Origin of the sequence: Streptomyces sp. NPDC050416, assembly GCF_044458845.1 — a bacterium.
Lineage (GTDB): Bacteria > Actinomycetota > Actinomycetes > Streptomycetales > Streptomycetaceae > Streptomyces.
On the sequence record NZ_JBITII010000002.1, the window covers coordinates 883,097 to 898,315 of the forward strand.

The following is a 15,219-nucleotide window of genomic DNA, read 5'->3' on the forward strand; positions in this document are numbered from 1 at the left end:
AGGACCGGCCACGGGCCGGCGTCGGCGCGTCAGGCCGCGGCGGGGACCTGCTCGGGCCGTGCGTCGCGCGGCTCGTCCAGGGAGGAGCCGTCGGCCGTGGCGTAGGCGTCGCGGTCGAGCAGGTTCTCGCGGGCGGAGACCAGGACCGGGATCAGGGCCTGGCCGGCGACGTTGGTCGCGGTGCGGATCATGTCCAGGATCGGGTCGATCGCGAGGAGCAGGCCCACGCCCTCCATCGGCAGGCCGAGGGTGGAGAGGGTGAGGGTCAGCATGACCGTCGCGCCGGTGAGACCGGCCGTGGCGGCGGAGCCGACCACCGAGACGAACGCGATCAGCAGGTAGTCGCCGACGCCCAGCTGGATGTCGAAGATCTGGGCGACGAAGATCGCGGCGATGGCCGGGTAGATCGCGGCGCAGCCGTCCATCTTGGTCGTCGCGCCGAACGGCACCGCGAAGGAGGCGTACTCCTTCGGCACGCCGAGCCGCTCGGTGACCTTCTGGGTCAGCGGCATCGTGCCCACGGACGAGCGGGAGACGAAGGCCAGCTGGATCGCGGGCCAGGCGCCCTTGAAGAACTGGACCGGGTTGGCCTTGGCGACGGTCGCCAGCAGCGCCGGGTAGACGCCGAACAGCACGATCAGGCAGCCGACGTAGATGTCGGCGGTGAACGTCGCGTACTTGCCGATCAGGTCCCAGCCGTAGGTGGCGATGGCGTTGCCGATGAGGCCGACGGTGCCGAGCGGGGCGAGCCGGATGACCCACCACAGCGCCTTCTGCAGCAGTTCGAGGACGGACTCGCTGAGGGTGAGGATCGGCTGGGCCCTCTCACCGAGCTGGAGGGCGGCGATACCGGCGACGGCGGCCATGAAGACGATCTGCAGCACGTTCAGCTCGGTGAACGGCGTGATGACGTCGGTCGGCACGATGCCGGTCAGGAAGTCGATCCACGAGCCGGTTTCCTTGGGCTTCGCACCGTCCTTGGGGGTGAGGCCGGTGCCGGCGCCCGGGTTGGTGAGCAGGCCGATGACCAGGCCGATGCTCACCGCGATCAGCGACGTGGCCATGAACCACAGAAGGGTGCGCGAGGCCAGGCGGGCCGCGTTGTTGACCTTCCGCAGGTTGGTGATCGAAACCAGGATCGCGAAGAAGACGAGCGGGGCGACGGCGAGCTTCAGCAGCCCGATGAAGGTGTCGCCGACCTTCTCCAGGGTCGTGACGAGCCAGGACAGGTCCTGGCTGCGGGCGAGCCAGCCGAGCAGCACACCCAGGACGAGACCGGCGATGATCTGGGCCCAGAAGGGCACCTTGAAGGACTTCGTGTGTGAGGACACGGAAGGGCTCCGTTGGGGACGCGTAGGGACTGACGTGGGAGACGACGGGGGTTGCGTTACGTCAGGGACTTCAGGTAGCGGACGCGCACCGACAGAGATCCACATGCAGGCGCGCCACGAGCAAAGCGCTCAGGGGCATGGGGGGCGCGACTGCTGACTTCATACCAGCGACCTTAACACCTGAACTTTGAGGACCTCAAAGCCTGGCTTTGACAGGCTGAAACACGACCCCACCCACACATGACAAAGCGCCCCGTTTCCGAGCAAGTACGGAAACGGGGCGCTGTACGCCGGTGCGGGGCCCTTACGAGGTCTGCCCCTGCGCCCGGGACGCGTCGTCGGCGGCGTCCTCCTGGTTGCGGTTGGCCTCAAGGTTGGCCTTCATCCGGTCCACCCGCTGCACGATCTGCACGGACGCCCGGTCCCGCTCCTTGCGCAGCACGACGAAGCTGATCGGCGCGGAGAGCAGCAGGGCGAGCATGACGATCCACAGGCCGTTGCTGGAGCCGAGGCCGCGCGGGGCGAGGCCGGAGTAGACGAGGCCCCAGACGACAACGAGGCAGCCTGCGAAGATGCCGAGGCGCATCAGCGTGTAGCGGAGCATCTCAATCCACTCTTCCGGTTCGAACGGCCAGAACGCACCCAAAGGGGCACCGTCCAGTGAAGCACGCCGGGCGGCCGATCTTGCGGGGGGGTACGGGGCCGCCGGGTTCAGTTCAGCGGCAGCAGCATGATGACGTCGTCCCGGTCGTCGCCGGGCGCCACCCGGATCGCGCCGGGGATGCGGCCGACCTCCTTGTAGCCGCAGGACTCGTAGAAGCGCTCCAGGCCGAGACCGCCCCGGCAGGTCAGGCGGATCGCCTCGATGCCGTCGAGGCTCCGGGCCGCGTCGGCGGCCGCCGCCAGCAGATCACGCCCGTACCCGTTGCCCTGATGGCGCGGATGCACCATCACCGTGTAGAGCCACAGCCAGTGCGTCATGAGGTGGTGCGTATTGAGGGTGAGGAACGCGGTCGCCGCGACGCGCCCCTCCTCGTCATGCCCGACGAGCAGCCTGACCTGCCCCTCCGCCATCGACGCGAAGTGCCGCGTCAGCCAGGGACGGATGTCCTCCGGCGTCACCGGCGGCACAAAACCGACGGCCCCGCCCGCGTTGGAGACGTCGGCCCACAGGTCGAGGATGCCGTCACGCAGCTCGGGCGTGACGGCAGGATCGAAGGTGAAGGTAAGGGGCATGCGCCGATTGTAGCTATTACCCCAGGGCTTGCGCCGCCACTTTCAGGTCCGACAGCAGCCCCCGGTACGCCGCCTCCCGGTCGTCCGCCCGCAGCACCGACGACGGATGCACCGTCGGCACCAGCCGCTCCGGCCGGCCATGGATCTCCTCCTCCAGCACCGTGCCCCGCACCTGCGTGACCCGGAAGGAGGACCCGAGCAGCGCCTTCCCGGCGGTCGCCCCGAGTACGACGATCAGCTCCGGCTCCACCACCGCGAGCTCGGCGGCCAGCCAGGGGCCGCACGCGGTCATCTCTCGCAGGCTGGGCGCCTTGTGGATCCGGCGCTTGCGCGGCTCGGCCTGGGTGAACTTGAAGTGCTTGACCGCGTTGGTGACGTAGGCCTCGGAAGGATCGATGCCCGCCTCCTCCAGGGCCCGGTCCAGAAGCCGCCCGGCGGGCCCGACGAACGGCTTCCCCTGCCGGTCCTCCTGGTCCCCGGGCTGCTCCCCCACGAGCATGACGCGAGCGTCCTTGTTCCCGTCCCCGAACACGGTCTGGGTGGCGTCCCGGTGCAAGGGACACCCCCGACACTCGGCAGCGGCCCGCCGCAGAGCAGCCAACCCACCGCGATCGGGAACGAACGGTTCAGCGGTATAGGCGTCCTCAGGCGCCTTGATGGCAACCATGCCCTCCGGGTACCCCACCTAGGGGCGCGGGACCCTGTCGAAATGCGGCTCCGCCGCGGGGCGCGACCAGCCCCCACGCACCCGCCCCCGAAATCACACCCGCATAGGCTGCGGCGACTCCCGCAGCTCCGGGTCGGGACCCTCGTACTCCCGAATGATCTCGTACCGCGTATTCCGCTCCACCGGCCGGAACCCCGCATCGCGAATGAGATCCAGCAGGTCCTCACGGGTCAGCTTGTTCGGCGTACCGAAGTTGTCCGCATCATGCGTGATCTTGTACTCGACGACGGACCCGTCCATGTCATCCGCACCGTGCTGCAACGCCAACTGCGCGGTCTGCACGCCATGCATGACCCAGAAGACCTTCACATGCGGCACGTTGTCGAACAGCAGCCGCGACACCGCGAAGGTCTTCAGCGCCTCCGCCCCCGTCGCCATCTGCGTCCGCGCCTGAAGGCGATTCCGCACCTTTCCGTCCTGCATGTCGACGAAGTCGTGCTGGTACCGCAGCGGAATGAAGACCTGGAAACCCCCGGTCTCGTCCTGCAGCTCACGCAGCCGCAGCACGTGATCCACCCGGTGCCGCGGCTCCTCGATGTGGCCGTACAGCATCGTGCAGGGGGTCTTCAGACCCTTCTCGTGCGCGAGCCGGTGAATGCGGGACCAGTCCTCCCAGTGGGTCCGGTGGTCCACGATGTGCTGCCGGACCTCCCAGTCGAAGATCTCCGCACCGCCGCCGGTCAGCGACTCGAGACCCGCGTCGATCAGCTCGTCCAGAATCTCGGACGCGCTCATCCCGGAGATGGTCTCGAAGTGGTGGATCTCCGTCGCCGTGAAGGCCTTCAGCGAGACGTGCGGCAGCGCGGCCTTCAGCTCCCGCAGGGAGCGCGGGTAGTAGCGCCACGGCAGGTTCGGGTGCAGCCCGTTGACGATGTGCAGCTCGGTGAGGTTCTCGCTCTCCATCGCCTTGGCGAGCTTGACGGCCTCCTCGATGCGCATCGTGTACGCGTCCTTCTCCCCCGGCTTGCGCTGGAAGGAGCAGTACGCACAGGAGGCCGTGCACACGTTGGTCATGTTGAGGTGACGGTTGACGTTGAAGTGCACGACGTCGCCGTTCTTGCGCGTACGCACCTCGTGGGCGAGGCCGCCGAGCCAGGCCAGGTCGTCCGACTCGTACAGCGCGATGCCGTCCTCACGGGTCAGCCGCTCACCGGAACGGACCTTTTCCTCCAGCTCGCGCTTGAGCCCGACGTCCATGTGCACACCTTTCTCCGACAGCCCGACCAACCGTACTCCCCCACCCTTCGGGCGGGGGGACCCCCAAACGGCGCTACGCGCCTACACCTCTTCCGGCAGCTCTCCGACCCGGTTCTCCCACTTCGTGGAGAGCACGATGGTCGTACGTGTACGCGACACGCCCTTCGTGCCGCTGAGCCGCCGGATGATCTTCTCCAGGCCGTCCACGTTCTCCGCCCGCACCTTGAGCATGTACGAGTCGTCGCCCGCGATGAACCAGCAGTCCTCGATCTCGGAGAGGTCCCGCAGCCGCTGGGCCACGTCCTCGTGGTCGGTGGCGTCGGAGAGCGAGATGCCGATGAGTGCGGTGACGCCGAGGCCGAGCGAGGCGGCGTCGACGGTGGCCCGGTAGCCCGTGATGACACCGGCCGCCTCCAGCCGGTTGATGCGGTCGGTGACGCTGGGTCCCGACAGTCCGACGAGGCGTCCCAGCTCCGCGTAGGAGGCCCGGCCGTTCTCCCTCAGGGCCTGGATGAGCTGCCTGTCCACCGCGTCCATTGCGATCGAAGCCTTCCGCTGAAGTTGTCTGAAAAGTCTGTGGTTGTGATGAGGTACAGGTGCCGTGCAGGGGGTGTGGCTCAGTCGGCGCGGTGTGATCCGCCGCCGAGCTCACCTTGCCAACGGCGGTAGAGCCGGTGCGGCACGCCCGCCGCGTCGAGTACGCGTCCGGCGACGAAGTCCACCAGGTCCTGGATGTGCGTCGCGCCCGCGTAGAAGGCGGGTGAGGCGGGCACGACGGTCGCGCCCGCGTCGTCGAGGGTGACCAGGTGCCGCAGGGTCTGGCCGTTCAGCGGGGTTTCGCGTACGGCCACGATCAGCTTGCGTCCCTCCTTCAGAGTCACGCTCGCCGCCCGTTGCAGCAGGTCCTTCGACAGCCCGAGCGCGACCCCGGCCACGCTCGCGGTCGAGGCGGGCACGATCAGCATGCCCTTGGTGGGGTACGACCCCGAGGAGGGCCCGGCGGCCAGGTCGCCGGCGCTCCAGTGCCGTACGGCGCCGATGTCCACGGAGAACGTGCCGGGCTTGCCGTCGGCGCCCCGGGACAGCCATTCGCGCAGGTCGTCCTGCCAGTGGGCGTCCCGGAAGGAGATCCCGGTCTCATCGAGCAGGGTGAGGCGGGAGGCCCGGGACACCACGAGGTCGACGCTCTCGCCGGCGGCGAGGAGCGCCCGCAGTACGGCAGCGGCATACGGGGTGCCGGAGGCGCCGGACACCCCTACGATCCAAGGCGTACGCGGTGTCTCGCCTGGCTTGACTGGGTTCACAACACCGAGCCTATCCGGCGTCGCAGGGTGGGAACCGGCCAAGGGGGGCGGGGCGTTCCCCGGAGGGACGAGCGAGCACTGGGGGTCGCCATGTCGGGTGCCGGAGCGGGTTGGTCGCGCGGCGACCGTGCGATGGCCGCGGGCAAGCTGATGCTGGCCTGGATCGCGCTGCTGTGGCTGCTGGAAGTGGTGGACGTGGTGAGCGGCCACGCGCTGGACGGCCTCGGCGTCACCCCGCGCAGCCCGTCCGAGCTGGTCGACGTCGTGCCGTCGGCGTTCATCCACTTCGGCTTCGCCCATCTGGCCGCGAACACGGTGCCGCTGCTGGTCCTCGGCTTCCTCGCCGCGCTGGCGGGCCTGCGGCGTTTCCTGCTGGTCTGCGCGCTGATCGTGCTCGTCGACGGCCTGGGCGTCTGGCTCATAGCCCCGGCCCACACCAACACGGCGGGCGCGTCCGGCCTGATCTTCGGCCTCTTCGGCTTCCTCCTGGTCAGCGGCTTCGTCGAGCGCCGCCCCTGGGGAGTCCTGGTCGGCATCCTGATCGCCGCGATCTGGGGCGGCTCGATCCTCTCGGGCCTGGCCCCCACCCAGACGGGCATCAGCTGGCAGGGCCACCTGCTGGGCCTGCTGGCGGGGGTGGCGGCGGCGTTCCTGCTCCGCCGCCCGACAGCGAGCCGAGCGCTCGCGCCTTAGGAACGCGCCTTCGGGTCCACCGGGAGCCGGGCGGTGGGGATCGACAGCTTGCCGAGCGGGGAGTCGACGGCCAGTTCGGGGCCGTACGAGATGGTGTCGCGACCTCGGTAGCCGTCGGGGCCGGGGTTCCACATGGTCACGACGTGGCCCTTGAGCGGAGCGAGCACGAGGTAGTTGGCGATGCCCCGCGAGGCGTACCACCGGGGCTTCATCTCGTAGTCGGCCGAAGGGGAACAAGACGTTGCTGACGACGTCCCACCCTGGCGGCAGCTGCGGCTCGACGATCGCCCACAGGCGCTGGACGGTCTCCCCGTCGAACGGCCTCACGGGGCTCGAGACGACGCTGCCTTCGACGATCTCCGTACGAAACCCCGGGAACGCGTCCTCGAAGCGGGCGAGCTGGGCACGGAGACGGCCCATGGGCGGCACCGTAACTACACGGTCAGGCCGCGAACCAAGAGATCCAGCAGCGCGCACACGAACAGGGCAATGCCGATGAAGCCGTTGACGCTGAAGAACGCGCGGTTCACTCGGGACAGGTCGTGGGGGCGGACAATGGTGTGTTCGTAGAGGAACGCGGCGGCGACGATCAACAGGCCCAGCCAGAAGAAGGCGCCGGCGCCGGTGGTGAGGGCGTACCAGACGAACAGGGCCGTCGTGAGGGCGTGGCAGACGCGGGCGCCCCAGATCGCCGCCGGGATGCCGAAGCGGGCCGGGACGGACATGACGCCGATCTCGCGGTCGGTCTCGACGTCCTGGCAGGCGTAGATCAGGTCGAAGCCGCCGATCCAGATGCCGACGGCGAGGCCGAGGATCACCGCGTCCCAGGACCAGGAACCCGTGACGGCCAGCCAGCCGCCGACCGGGCCCATCGACTGCGCGAGGCCCAGGATGGCCTGCGGGAAGTTCGTGAACCGCTTGCCGTACGGGTAGACCACCATCGGGATCACCGCGACGGGGGCCAGGGCCAGGCACAGCGGGTTGAGCAGGGCCGCCGCGCCGAGGAAGACGACCAGGGCGATCAGGGCCCCGGTCCAGGCATGCCGGACCGACATCGCGCCGGTCACCAGTTCGCGGTGCGCCGTGCGCGGGTTACGGGCGTCGATCTCGCGGTCGATGATCCGGTTGACCGCCATCGCGAAGGTCCGCAGCCCGACCATGCAGATGGTGACCAGCAGCAGCCGGCCCCAGTGGACGTTCTTGTCCCACTGGTACATCGCCGTGAGCGCGGCGATGTAGGCGAAGGGCAGCGCGAAGACCGAGTGCTCGATCATCACCAGCCGGAGGAACGCCTTCGTGCGTCCCGGCTGCGGGATCGCCGCGGAAGCGGAAGTCACAGCCCATACTCCTTCCAGCGGCGGTCCACCTTCGCCGCGGTCTCCGGATCGGACTCCACCATGTCGGGCCAGCCGCCGTCACGCGTGTAGCCCTCCTCGGGCCACTTCCTCGTCGCGTCGATACCGGCCTTGCCGCCCCAGAACTGCTGGTAGGAGGCGTGGTCGAGGTGGTCGACCGGCCCCTCGACGATGCTCAGGTCGCGGGCGTAGTCCGTGTTGCCGAGCGCCCGCCAGGCGACTTCGTGCAGGTCGTGGACGTCGCAGTCGGAGTCGACGACCACGATGAGCTTGGTCAGCGACATCATGTGCGCGCCCCAGATGGCGTGCATGACCTTCTGCGCGTGCTTGGGGTACTTCTTGTCGATCGAGACGATCGCGCAGTTGTGGAAACCGCCCGCCTCCGGCAGGTGGTAGTCCACGATGTCCGGGACGATGATCTTCAGCAGCGGCAGGAAGAAGCGTTCCGTCGCCCGGCCGAGCGGTCCGTCCTCCGTCGGCGGCCTGCCCACGACGATCGACTGCAGCAGGGGCCGCTTGCGCATCGTCACGCAGTCGATCTTCAGCGCGGGGAAGGGTTCCTGCGGCGTGTAGAAGCCGGTGTGGTCGCCGAAGGGCCCCTCGGGCAGCATCTCGCCCGGCTCCAGCCAGCCCTCGATGACGACCTCCGCCTGCGCCGGCACCTGGAGCGGCACGGTCTTGCAGTCGACCATCTCGATCCGCTTGCCCGCGAGGAACCCGGCGAACAGGTACTCGTCGATGTCCCCGGGCAGCGGGGCCGTGGAGGCGTACGTGACGGCGGGCGGGCATCCGAAGGCGATCGCGACCGGCAGCCGCTCCCCGCGCCGGGCCGCCACCTGGTAGTGGTTGCGGCTGTCCTTGTGGATCTGCCAGTGCATGCCGATCGTGCGCTGGTCGTGGCGCTGGAGGCGGTACAGCCCGAGGTTGCGGATGCCCGTCTCCGGGTCCTTGGTGTGGGTGAGCCCCAGGTTGAAGAAGGAGCCGCCGTCCTTGGGCCAGGTGAACAGGGCCGGCAGCTGGTCCAGGTCGACGTCGTCCCCGGTGAGGACGACCTCCTGCACCGGGCCCTCCTTCACCTTCTTCGGCGGTACGTGCGTCATCGCGCCGAGCTTCCCGAAGGCCTCGCGCACGCCGACGAACCCGTGCGGCAGCTCGGGCTTCAGCAGCCCGCCGATCCGCTCCGAGATCTCGCCGTACGACTTCAGGCCCAGCGCCTTCAGCAGGCGCCGGTCCGTGCCGTACACGTTCATCGCGAGCGGCATGCGCGACCCGCGTACGTTCTCGAAGAGCAGCGCGGGGCCGCCGGCCTTCTGCACCCGGTCGACGATCTCCCCGACCTCCAGATACGGGTCGACCTCGGCCTTGATGCGCTTGAGGTCGCCCTCGCGCTCCAGAGCCCTGAGCAGGGAGCGAAGATCGTCGTAAGCCATGCGGTCCAGTATCCCCGAGCCGCTACCCTGGCCCTGAACCGCCCACCCGCTTTGCTGAGAGGCCGCGCATGCTCCGGGTACTGATGTTCCTCGTACCGCTGGCGCTGAGCGTGTACGCGTTCATCGACTGCATCAGCACGAAGGACGACGAGATCCGGCACATGCCCAAGCCGCTGTGGGCGATCCTCGTGCTGCTGTTCCCGCTCGTCGGCTCGATCTCCTGGCTGATCGCCGGCAAGAAGCGCGGCGCCGCGGCGGGGGGCCGTCCGCGCCCCCGGCAGTGGGTGGCGCCCGACGACAACCCCGACTTCCTGAAGTCCCTCGACGACGAGGACAAGAGGGACGACCAGCCGTAGTCGTCAGAGAGCGCCGGTGAACGCCGACCAGGCGGACCGGGTGACGAGCAGGACCGGTCCGTCAGGGGTTTTGCTGTCGCGGATGGGGACGACGCCGGGGGTATCGAGGGCTATTTCGATGCAGTTGCCGCCGTTGCCGTCGCTGTAGCTGCTCTTGACCCAGGTCACTGTGCCGAGTTCGTTCCGGTCCATAGTGCCCGTACCTCTCCATCGCATGGTGGATCAGAGCGGCGGACTGGGGAGCTGACAGGGCGTCCGCCCTGAGCACATCATAGAACTGGTTATAACGCTCGTAGACAGCCGGATCGTTGGTGAAGTGACCACGGTTGAGTGACTCCGAGTAGAGCCACTGGCGCCCCTCAGGCAGCGTGATCAGCGACATGGAGCCACTGGGGCGGATGATCTCGAGGGGACCTGCGGGCGCGACCTGGACACGGATGTTGGGGCGCTGCGCGACGCTCAGTAGGTGCGCGCACTGGTCCCGCATGACAGCCGGACCACTGACCACGTTGCGCAGGCAGCTCTCGTCGAGGACGACGATGTACAGCGGACCGCCATCAGCGAGGAAGCGCTGCTGTCGGCTCATCCGGGCTCGGACGCGCTCCTCCAGCTCCACTCCGCTCACATAGCGCGAGGACAAGGCACGGGCGTAGTCCGGCGTCTGCAACAAGCCCGGGATGACACGCTCCTGGTACTCCCGCAAAGTGACGGCCTCCTCGTCCATCTCCGCCCGCCGCCGAAACCAGTCCGGATGCTCCACCTGCGGATACCAGTCGATCCGCCCCCACAACCGCAGCAACACCCCACCCGTGCCGAGAAGTTCGTCGCACTTCTTCGCAAACGCCTCCTGCGGAACCCTCGTGCCCGCCTCCACCCGCGCCACGTGCGAGCGGTCGCACGGGATCTGCCTCGCCAGACCCTCCTGCGTGAGCAGCGCCGCCTCGCGGAAATGCCGCAGCACCTCGCCGAACACGGCCGCCGTGCTCGCCCCCGACTCCGCCCCGCCGTTCCGTCGGCTCACGGCTTCCCCCTCCGTGACAGTGCACCGGTGTCACACGCCAAGCATTGAACCGGACCGTTCCCCTGCGCAACGCTCGGTACACCCAGAGTTACGGAGGTGCACGCAATGGAACCGGGAACGCTCGTCTACGACCCTGCGACGCGCAAGGTCGGCGAGTACCAGGACAGGACCGGCCCGTATGTGATGCTGCGCCCGGTCGGCGGCGGCCGGGAGTGGCAGGCGGACCCGGCACGGATCCGGGCGGCCACCCTGGAGGAACGGCTCAGTGCGGGCGTACGCGCGGCCAACGACCGTTCCAGGGAAGGGCTGTCGGCCGACCCGAGCCGGCCCCCCGTGCCCGTGCCCGGGTGCGCGGTGTGCGAGGAGCTGGCCGTCCGCCGGGACCAGGCGCGGGCCGCGTTCGACGGGAGTGCCGTGACGGACGCGAACGTGCTGCTGCGCCAGCACCAGCGCCAGGAGCACGGCGGGGAACCGGCGGGGCGCCGGATCTTCCGGTACGTGCCGTACTCGATCGTGCAGGACGCGTCGGCACTCCCGGAGTACCAGGCGTACTGCGTATCGGGAGAGGAGGAGGACTGCGGGGCGAGTTCGGGGCCGCGCCAGACCCCGGCCGAGGTGGAGGAGTGGCAGCGCAGGCACACCCAGGAGACCCGGCACCTGCGCTACCGCCGCAGCTTCGCCGACTACGCGGTGCTGGAGAGGCAGGGCTGACGGGGCAGGACTCCGCCGAGGAAGCGGGCGATCGCGAGAGCCCTGCGCAGGTCACTCAGCCAGAAACCCGCCGGTACGGGACGCCTGCACGGCCGCCACCTCCCGCGGGGTTCCCTCGGCCACCACCCGGCCCCCGCCGGCCCCGCCGACCGGCCCGAGGTCGATCAGCCAGTCCGACGCCCGCATGACGTCGACGTTGTGCTCGATGGTGATGACGGAGTGGCCCGAGTCCACCAGTCGTTGCAGCACCTCCAGCAGCCGCGCCGAGTCCGCCGCGTGCAGGCCGGTCGTCGGCTCGTCGAGGACGTAGAGGGTCCGGTCGGCCGCCCGGCGGCCCAGCTCCTTCGCCAGCTTGAGGCGCTGGGCCTCGCCCCCGGACAGCGTGGGCGCGGGTTGCCCCAGCGGGAGGTAGCCGAGGCCGACGTCCGCCATGCGCTGGAGTCGGGAGGCCACGGCCGGCACGTCCCGGAACACCCCGAGCGCCTCGTCCACCGTCGCCGCCAGCACCTCGGCGATGTCGTGCCCCTGGTACCGCACCGCCAGCACCTCGGGCCGGAAGCGGCGGCCCTGGCAGGCCGGGCAGCGCACCTCCACGGCCGGGAGGAAGTGCATCCGTACGGTGAGCACGCCCGCGCCCTCGCAGCGTTCGCAGCGTCCGCCGGGGACGTTGAACGAGAACCGGCCCGCTGTCAGGCGTCCTTCGCTGCTCGCGGCGAAGACCTCCCGGATGGGTGTGAAGACGTCCGAGTAGGTCGCCGCGTTGGAGCGCGGGACGCGGCTGATCGGCTCCTGGTCGATGAGGACCGCCTTGGACAGGTGCTCCCAGCCGTCGATGCCATCGTGTTCGGCCGGGAGTTCCCCCGCCCCGTGGAAGTGGCGGCGGGCGGCCCGGCCGAGGATGTCCAGCAGCAGCGTCGACTTGCCGGAGCCGGACGGGCCCGTGACCGTCACCAGGCGGTTCAGCGGGATCCGTACGGTGACGTCCTTGAGGTTGTGGGCCCGGGCCCCGCGGATCACGAGCGCCGCGGCGCTGTCGCCGCGGCCTCGGGACGCGGGCGCGGGCAGCCGGCCCGACAGATACGCGCCGGTCACCGAGGACTCGGCCCTCGCCACCTCCTGCGGTGTCCCGGCCGCCACGATCCGGCCGCCGTCCCGGCCCGCGCCCGGGCCGACGTCGATGACGTGGTCCGCCGCCCGCAGCACGTCCAGGTCGTGCTCGACGACCAGCACGGTGTTGCCCAGGTCGCGCAGGCGGCACAGGACGCCGATCAGGCGGGCGGTGTCCGAGGGGTGCAGGCCGATGGTCGGCTCGTCGAGGACGTACAGCACGCCGGTCAGGCCGGAGCCGAGCAGGGCGGCCAGCCGCAGCCGCTGGGTCTCCCCGGCGGACAGGCTCGGCGTGGACTGGTCCAGGCTGAGATAGCCGACCCCGACGTCCACCAGGCGCCGTACCCGCTCCTCCAGGTCGGCGACGACCGGCTCCGCGAGCAGCCACTCGTCCCCGGCCGAGCCGTCCTTCAGGCCGGCCAGCCAGCCGTCGAGGTCGGTGAGCGGCAGGCGTGCCGCCTCGACGATCGTCAGCCCGCGCACGGTCACCGCCCGGCTCTCGGGCCGCAGCCGGGTGCCCTCGCACTCCCCGCAGGGCTGCTTCACCAGGCCCTGTTTCTCGGCCCGTTCGCGGTACTCGGGATCGTCGGCGCGCTCGGTGTAGCGCCGTAGCAGCGCGGTCGCGATCCCTTCGAAGCGGCCCGCCGCCACGGTCGTCGGCGCCTCGACGGCCGGGAAGTGCCGCCGGAACTCGGGACTTTCGACGCCGTACACCAGCAGGTCCCGCTGTGGCTCGCCCAGTTCGTCGACCGGGAGGTCCGGGTCGAAGGTGAAGCCGTAGTGGCGGGCGGCGGCCCGCAGCGCGGTGAGGTTCCACTCGGTGAGCTTCGGGTTCCAGCCCCGTACCGCGCCCTGGGCCAGGGAGCGGGAGCCGTCGATCAGGCGCCGCACGTCGGGGCGGATGACCTCGCCGAGGCCGGTGCAGGACGGGCAGGCGCCGACGGGCTTGTTGAAGGAGAAGGAGCCCATCACCAGCTCGGGCACCAGGGTGCCGCAGTGCGGGCAGGGGATGTGCTCGCCCTCGGCGTCGTCGTCGGCCGCGCCGGCCTCGGCGACGTTGGCGTACGACGGCGGGATGCCCTTGCCACAGCCGGGGCAGGGGCGGGACCCGATCCGCGACCACAGCAGCCGCAGGTAGGTGAAGACCTCGGTGACCGTGCCGACCGTGGAGCGCGGGCTGCGGTTGGTGAGGTGCTGGTCGACGCTGATGGACGGGGACAGGCCGCTGATCGAGTCGACGGCGGGTTTGCTGACGAAGCCGGTGACCATGCCGAGCGACTCCAGGTACTGCCGCTGGCCCTCCTGGTGGAGGGTGTCGAAGGCGAGGGTGGACTTGCCGGAGCCGGACAGGCCGGTCAGGACGACCAGCTTGTTCTTCGGGAGGGAGAGGGAGACGTTCTTGAGGTTGTGGAGGCGGGCGCCGGTGACCCGGATGCTGTTGTCCATTCCTTCAAGTCTTCCATTGAACCCCGAAGTTGAGACTTTTCGGGCATGAGAGCTGGTGCCTCTGCCGTAACCTTCAAATCGATGACCAACGAACGCCGTCTCCGTCCCGTCGACCTCGCCCGGCTGGCCGGTGTCTCGACGCAGCAGATCCGCAACTACGAGGACGCCGGAGTGCTGCCGCCCGCCGAGCGCACCGCCTCCGGCTACCGCGTCTTCACCGATACGCACCGCGGCGCCCTGCTGGCGTACCGGGCCCTGATGCGGGGGTACGGGCCGCTGACGGCGACACGGATCATGCGCGCCCTGCACGAGGACGACGTGCCGGGCGCGCTCGCCCTGGTCGACGCCGCGCATGCCGCCCTGCACGAGGAGCGGGTCTCCCTGCGGGCCGCGAGCGAGGCCCTGGAACTGCTGGCGGCCGAGCCGCCCGCCCCGCTGCCGCGCTCCGGCGGGCTGCGCATCGGGGAGGTCGCCGCACTGCTGGGCGTGCGGACGTCCGCGCTGCGGGTGTGGGAGGAGGCCGGGCTGCTCACGCCGGGCCGCGAGCGCGGCACGGGATACCGCGTCTACGAACCCGCCGATGTGCGCGACGCCCGGCTCGTGCACACGCTGCGCCGCAGTCACTACCTCTTCGACCAGATCCGCCCGGTGCTTCAGGGGCTGCACCGGGAGGGCAGCAGCGACGCCCTGCGGGCGACGATCGCGGCGCGCGGGGCGGCCCTGACGGCCCGCACCCGGGGCATGGTCGAGGGCGCGGGCGCCCTCCACGCCTACCTGGACCGGCTCACCTCGGGTGCCGTCAACTGAGCACACCGCCCGGGCCGCGTATCGCCGTTCGAGAGGCCATCCGTTCCGTTGAAATCCGGCGACACCCCGTGTGGTCGGCAGCCGCCTCGCCATTGCCCTCATCGGGTCTGTCCAACTGCGAACGGAGACGCCCCGCGCGAACCACTGACATCCAGCGCTGCGAGGTCCGGCCTGGGCGACGCGTCGAATGGACGCTCAGCCCGGCGACCGCCGCGACGGCGAAGGACCTGCCGGAGGACTCCAGGCCACCCGCGTACATCCAGGAGTCGCACCTGAGGACGGCACGGTCCATGCGCGAGGACGGGCTGTCCGTGCCGACCTGGATCGGCGCGGCCTTCGGCCTCCCCGGCCGGGCCGACCTGGACGCGCTGCCTCTGGCAGGGACGCACCGCACATGGAAGACTGATGCGCCCATCAGCCAGCCGGCTGCGCGGCGGGACCGGTGTCCGAGGGGCGGTTTCAGGAGGCTACGTGGCTGCGGTCCCCGACATCGCCGAG

Annotated in this window: 18 protein-coding genes and 1 pseudogene; 5 read left to right on the forward strand and 14 right to left on the reverse strand. The window is 70.1% G+C overall.

The window, feature by feature from the left end; genetic code table 11:
* Positions 1-29: 29 nt before the first annotated feature.
* The 8 genes from ACIBL4_RS09160 to ACIBL4_RS09195 form a co-directional block, all read right to left on the reverse strand.
* A complete protein-coding gene (locus ACIBL4_RS09160) occupies positions 30-1,331 on the reverse strand; it encodes a dicarboxylate/amino acid:cation symporter (protein ID WP_399407916.1) in 1,302 nt (433 codons plus the stop codon).
* A 70-nt stretch (positions 1,332-1,401) separates the two neighbouring features.
* Positions 1,402-1,494, reverse strand: a complete 93-nt coding sequence (locus tag ACIBL4_RS09165) for a putative leader peptide (RefSeq protein WP_399407918.1) — start codon at positions 1,492-1,494, stop codon at positions 1,402-1,404.
* Between the two features lie 141 nt (positions 1,495-1,635).
* Positions 1,636-1,935 carry a DUF4229 domain-containing protein gene (locus ACIBL4_RS09170; protein ID WP_356925293.1) on the reverse strand — a complete coding sequence of 100 codons (300 nt, stop codon included), beginning with the start codon at positions 1,933-1,935 and terminating at the stop codon, positions 1,636-1,638.
* A gap of 107 nt (positions 1,936-2,042) precedes the next feature.
* Positions 2,043-2,567, reverse strand: a complete 525-nt coding sequence (locus tag ACIBL4_RS09175) for a GNAT family N-acetyltransferase (RefSeq protein ID WP_399407920.1) — start codon at positions 2,565-2,567, stop codon at positions 2,043-2,045.
* 16 nt (positions 2,568-2,583) lie between these two features.
* Positions 2,584-3,234, reverse strand: coding sequence for a UdgX family uracil-DNA binding protein (locus tag ACIBL4_RS09180; RefSeq protein ID WP_399407922.1), 651 nt, complete (start codon positions 3,232-3,234; stop codon positions 2,584-2,586).
* A 93-nt stretch (positions 3,235-3,327) separates the two neighbouring features.
* Positions 3,328-4,491 carry an aminofutalosine synthase MqnE gene (gene mqnE, locus ACIBL4_RS09185; protein WP_399407925.1) on the reverse strand — a complete coding sequence of 388 codons (1,164 nt, stop codon included), beginning with the start codon at positions 4,489-4,491 and terminating at the stop codon, positions 3,328-3,330.
* Between the two features lie 81 nt (positions 4,492-4,572).
* A complete protein-coding gene (locus ACIBL4_RS09190) occupies positions 4,573-5,028 on the reverse strand; it encodes an Lrp/AsnC family transcriptional regulator (RefSeq protein WP_020270479.1) in 456 nt (151 codons plus the stop codon).
* Between the two features lie 80 nt (positions 5,029-5,108).
* Positions 5,109-5,795, reverse strand: a complete 687-nt coding sequence (locus ACIBL4_RS09195; protein WP_399407927.1) for a UbiX family flavin prenyltransferase — start codon at positions 5,793-5,795, stop codon at positions 5,109-5,111.
* 90 nt (positions 5,796-5,885) lie between these two features.
* On the opposite strand from ACIBL4_RS09195, the gene ACIBL4_RS09200 reads away from it, so the two are divergent.
* Positions 5,886-6,488, forward strand: a complete 603-nt coding sequence (locus ACIBL4_RS09200; protein WP_399407929.1) for a rhomboid family intramembrane serine protease — start codon at positions 5,886-5,888, stop codon at positions 6,486-6,488.
* Here the strand turns inward: ACIBL4_RS09200 and ACIBL4_RS09205 are convergent.
* The 3 genes from ACIBL4_RS09205 to ACIBL4_RS09215 all read right to left on the reverse strand — a co-directional run bounded on the left by ACIBL4_RS09205 (position 6,485) and on the right by ACIBL4_RS09215 (position 9,273).
* Entirely contained in the window at positions 6,485-6,700 is a 216-nt protein-coding gene (locus ACIBL4_RS09205) for a hypothetical protein (RefSeq protein WP_399407931.1), read from the reverse strand. The two genes, ACIBL4_RS09200 and ACIBL4_RS09205, sit on opposite strands and share 4 nt — an antisense overlap.
* Before the next feature lie 222 nt (positions 6,701-6,922).
* Positions 6,923-7,825: a menaquinone biosynthesis prenyltransferase MqnP gene (gene mqnP, locus ACIBL4_RS09210; protein WP_399407933.1), complete on the reverse strand. Its 903-nt coding sequence runs from the start codon at positions 7,823-7,825 to the stop codon at positions 6,923-6,925.
* Positions 7,822-9,273 (reverse strand): menaquinone biosynthesis decarboxylase, encoded by a 1,452-nt coding sequence (locus ACIBL4_RS09215; protein WP_399407935.1) that lies wholly within the window; start codon positions 9,271-9,273, stop codon positions 7,822-7,824. The genes mqnP and ACIBL4_RS09215 overlap by 4 nt, the downstream gene beginning before the upstream one ends.
* A 68-nt stretch (positions 9,274-9,341) precedes the next feature.
* Here ACIBL4_RS09215 and ACIBL4_RS09220 point away from each other — a divergent pair, with 68 nt between their 5' ends.
* Positions 9,342-9,629, forward strand: coding sequence for a PLD nuclease N-terminal domain-containing protein (locus tag ACIBL4_RS09220; protein WP_399407937.1), 288 nt, complete (start codon positions 9,342-9,344; stop codon positions 9,627-9,629).
* 3 nt (positions 9,630-9,632) lie between these two features.
* Here the strand turns inward: ACIBL4_RS09220 and ACIBL4_RS09225 are convergent, their stop codons facing one another.
* Both ACIBL4_RS09225 and ACIBL4_RS09230 read right to left on the reverse strand, forming a co-directional pair.
* The gene (locus ACIBL4_RS09225) at positions 9,633-9,743 is read right to left on the reverse strand and encodes a DUF397 domain-containing protein (RefSeq protein WP_399408144.1); all 111 of its coding nucleotides are present in this window, start codon (positions 9,741-9,743) and stop codon (positions 9,633-9,635) included.
* Positions 9,691-10,650: a Scr1 family TA system antitoxin-like transcriptional regulator gene (locus tag ACIBL4_RS09230; RefSeq protein ID WP_399407939.1), complete on the reverse strand. Its 960-nt coding sequence runs from the start codon at positions 10,648-10,650 to the stop codon at positions 9,691-9,693. Before ACIBL4_RS09230 ends, ACIBL4_RS09225 begins: the two co-directional genes overlap by 53 nt.
* 105 nt (positions 10,651-10,755) lie before the next feature.
* Between ACIBL4_RS09230 and ACIBL4_RS09235 the strand changes: the two genes are divergently transcribed.
* The gene (locus tag ACIBL4_RS09235) at positions 10,756-11,361 is read left to right on the forward strand and encodes a hypothetical protein (RefSeq protein ID WP_399407941.1); all 606 of its coding nucleotides are present in this window, start codon (positions 10,756-10,758) and stop codon (positions 11,359-11,361) included.
* A 51-nt stretch (positions 11,362-11,412) separates the two neighbouring features.
* Here ACIBL4_RS09235 and uvrA read toward each other — a convergent pair whose 3' ends face one another.
* Positions 11,413-13,914, reverse strand: coding sequence for an excinuclease ABC subunit UvrA (gene uvrA, locus ACIBL4_RS09240; RefSeq protein ID WP_399407943.1), 2,502 nt, complete (start codon positions 13,912-13,914; stop codon positions 11,413-11,415).
* Between the two features lie 81 nt (positions 13,915-13,995).
* Here uvrA and ACIBL4_RS09245 point away from each other — a divergent pair, with 81 nt between their 5' ends.
* Both ACIBL4_RS09245 and ACIBL4_RS09250 read left to right on the forward strand, forming a co-directional pair.
* On the forward strand, positions 13,996-14,721 hold the full coding sequence (locus tag ACIBL4_RS09245; RefSeq protein ID WP_399407945.1) for a MerR family transcriptional regulator: 726 nt from the start codon (positions 13,996-13,998) through the stop codon (positions 14,719-14,721).
* A 107-nt stretch (positions 14,722-14,828) separates the two neighbouring features.
* Positions 14,829-15,218, forward strand: a pseudogene (locus tag ACIBL4_RS09250) (hypothetical protein); the annotation flags it as partial.
* Position 15,219 lies beyond the last annotated feature (1 nt).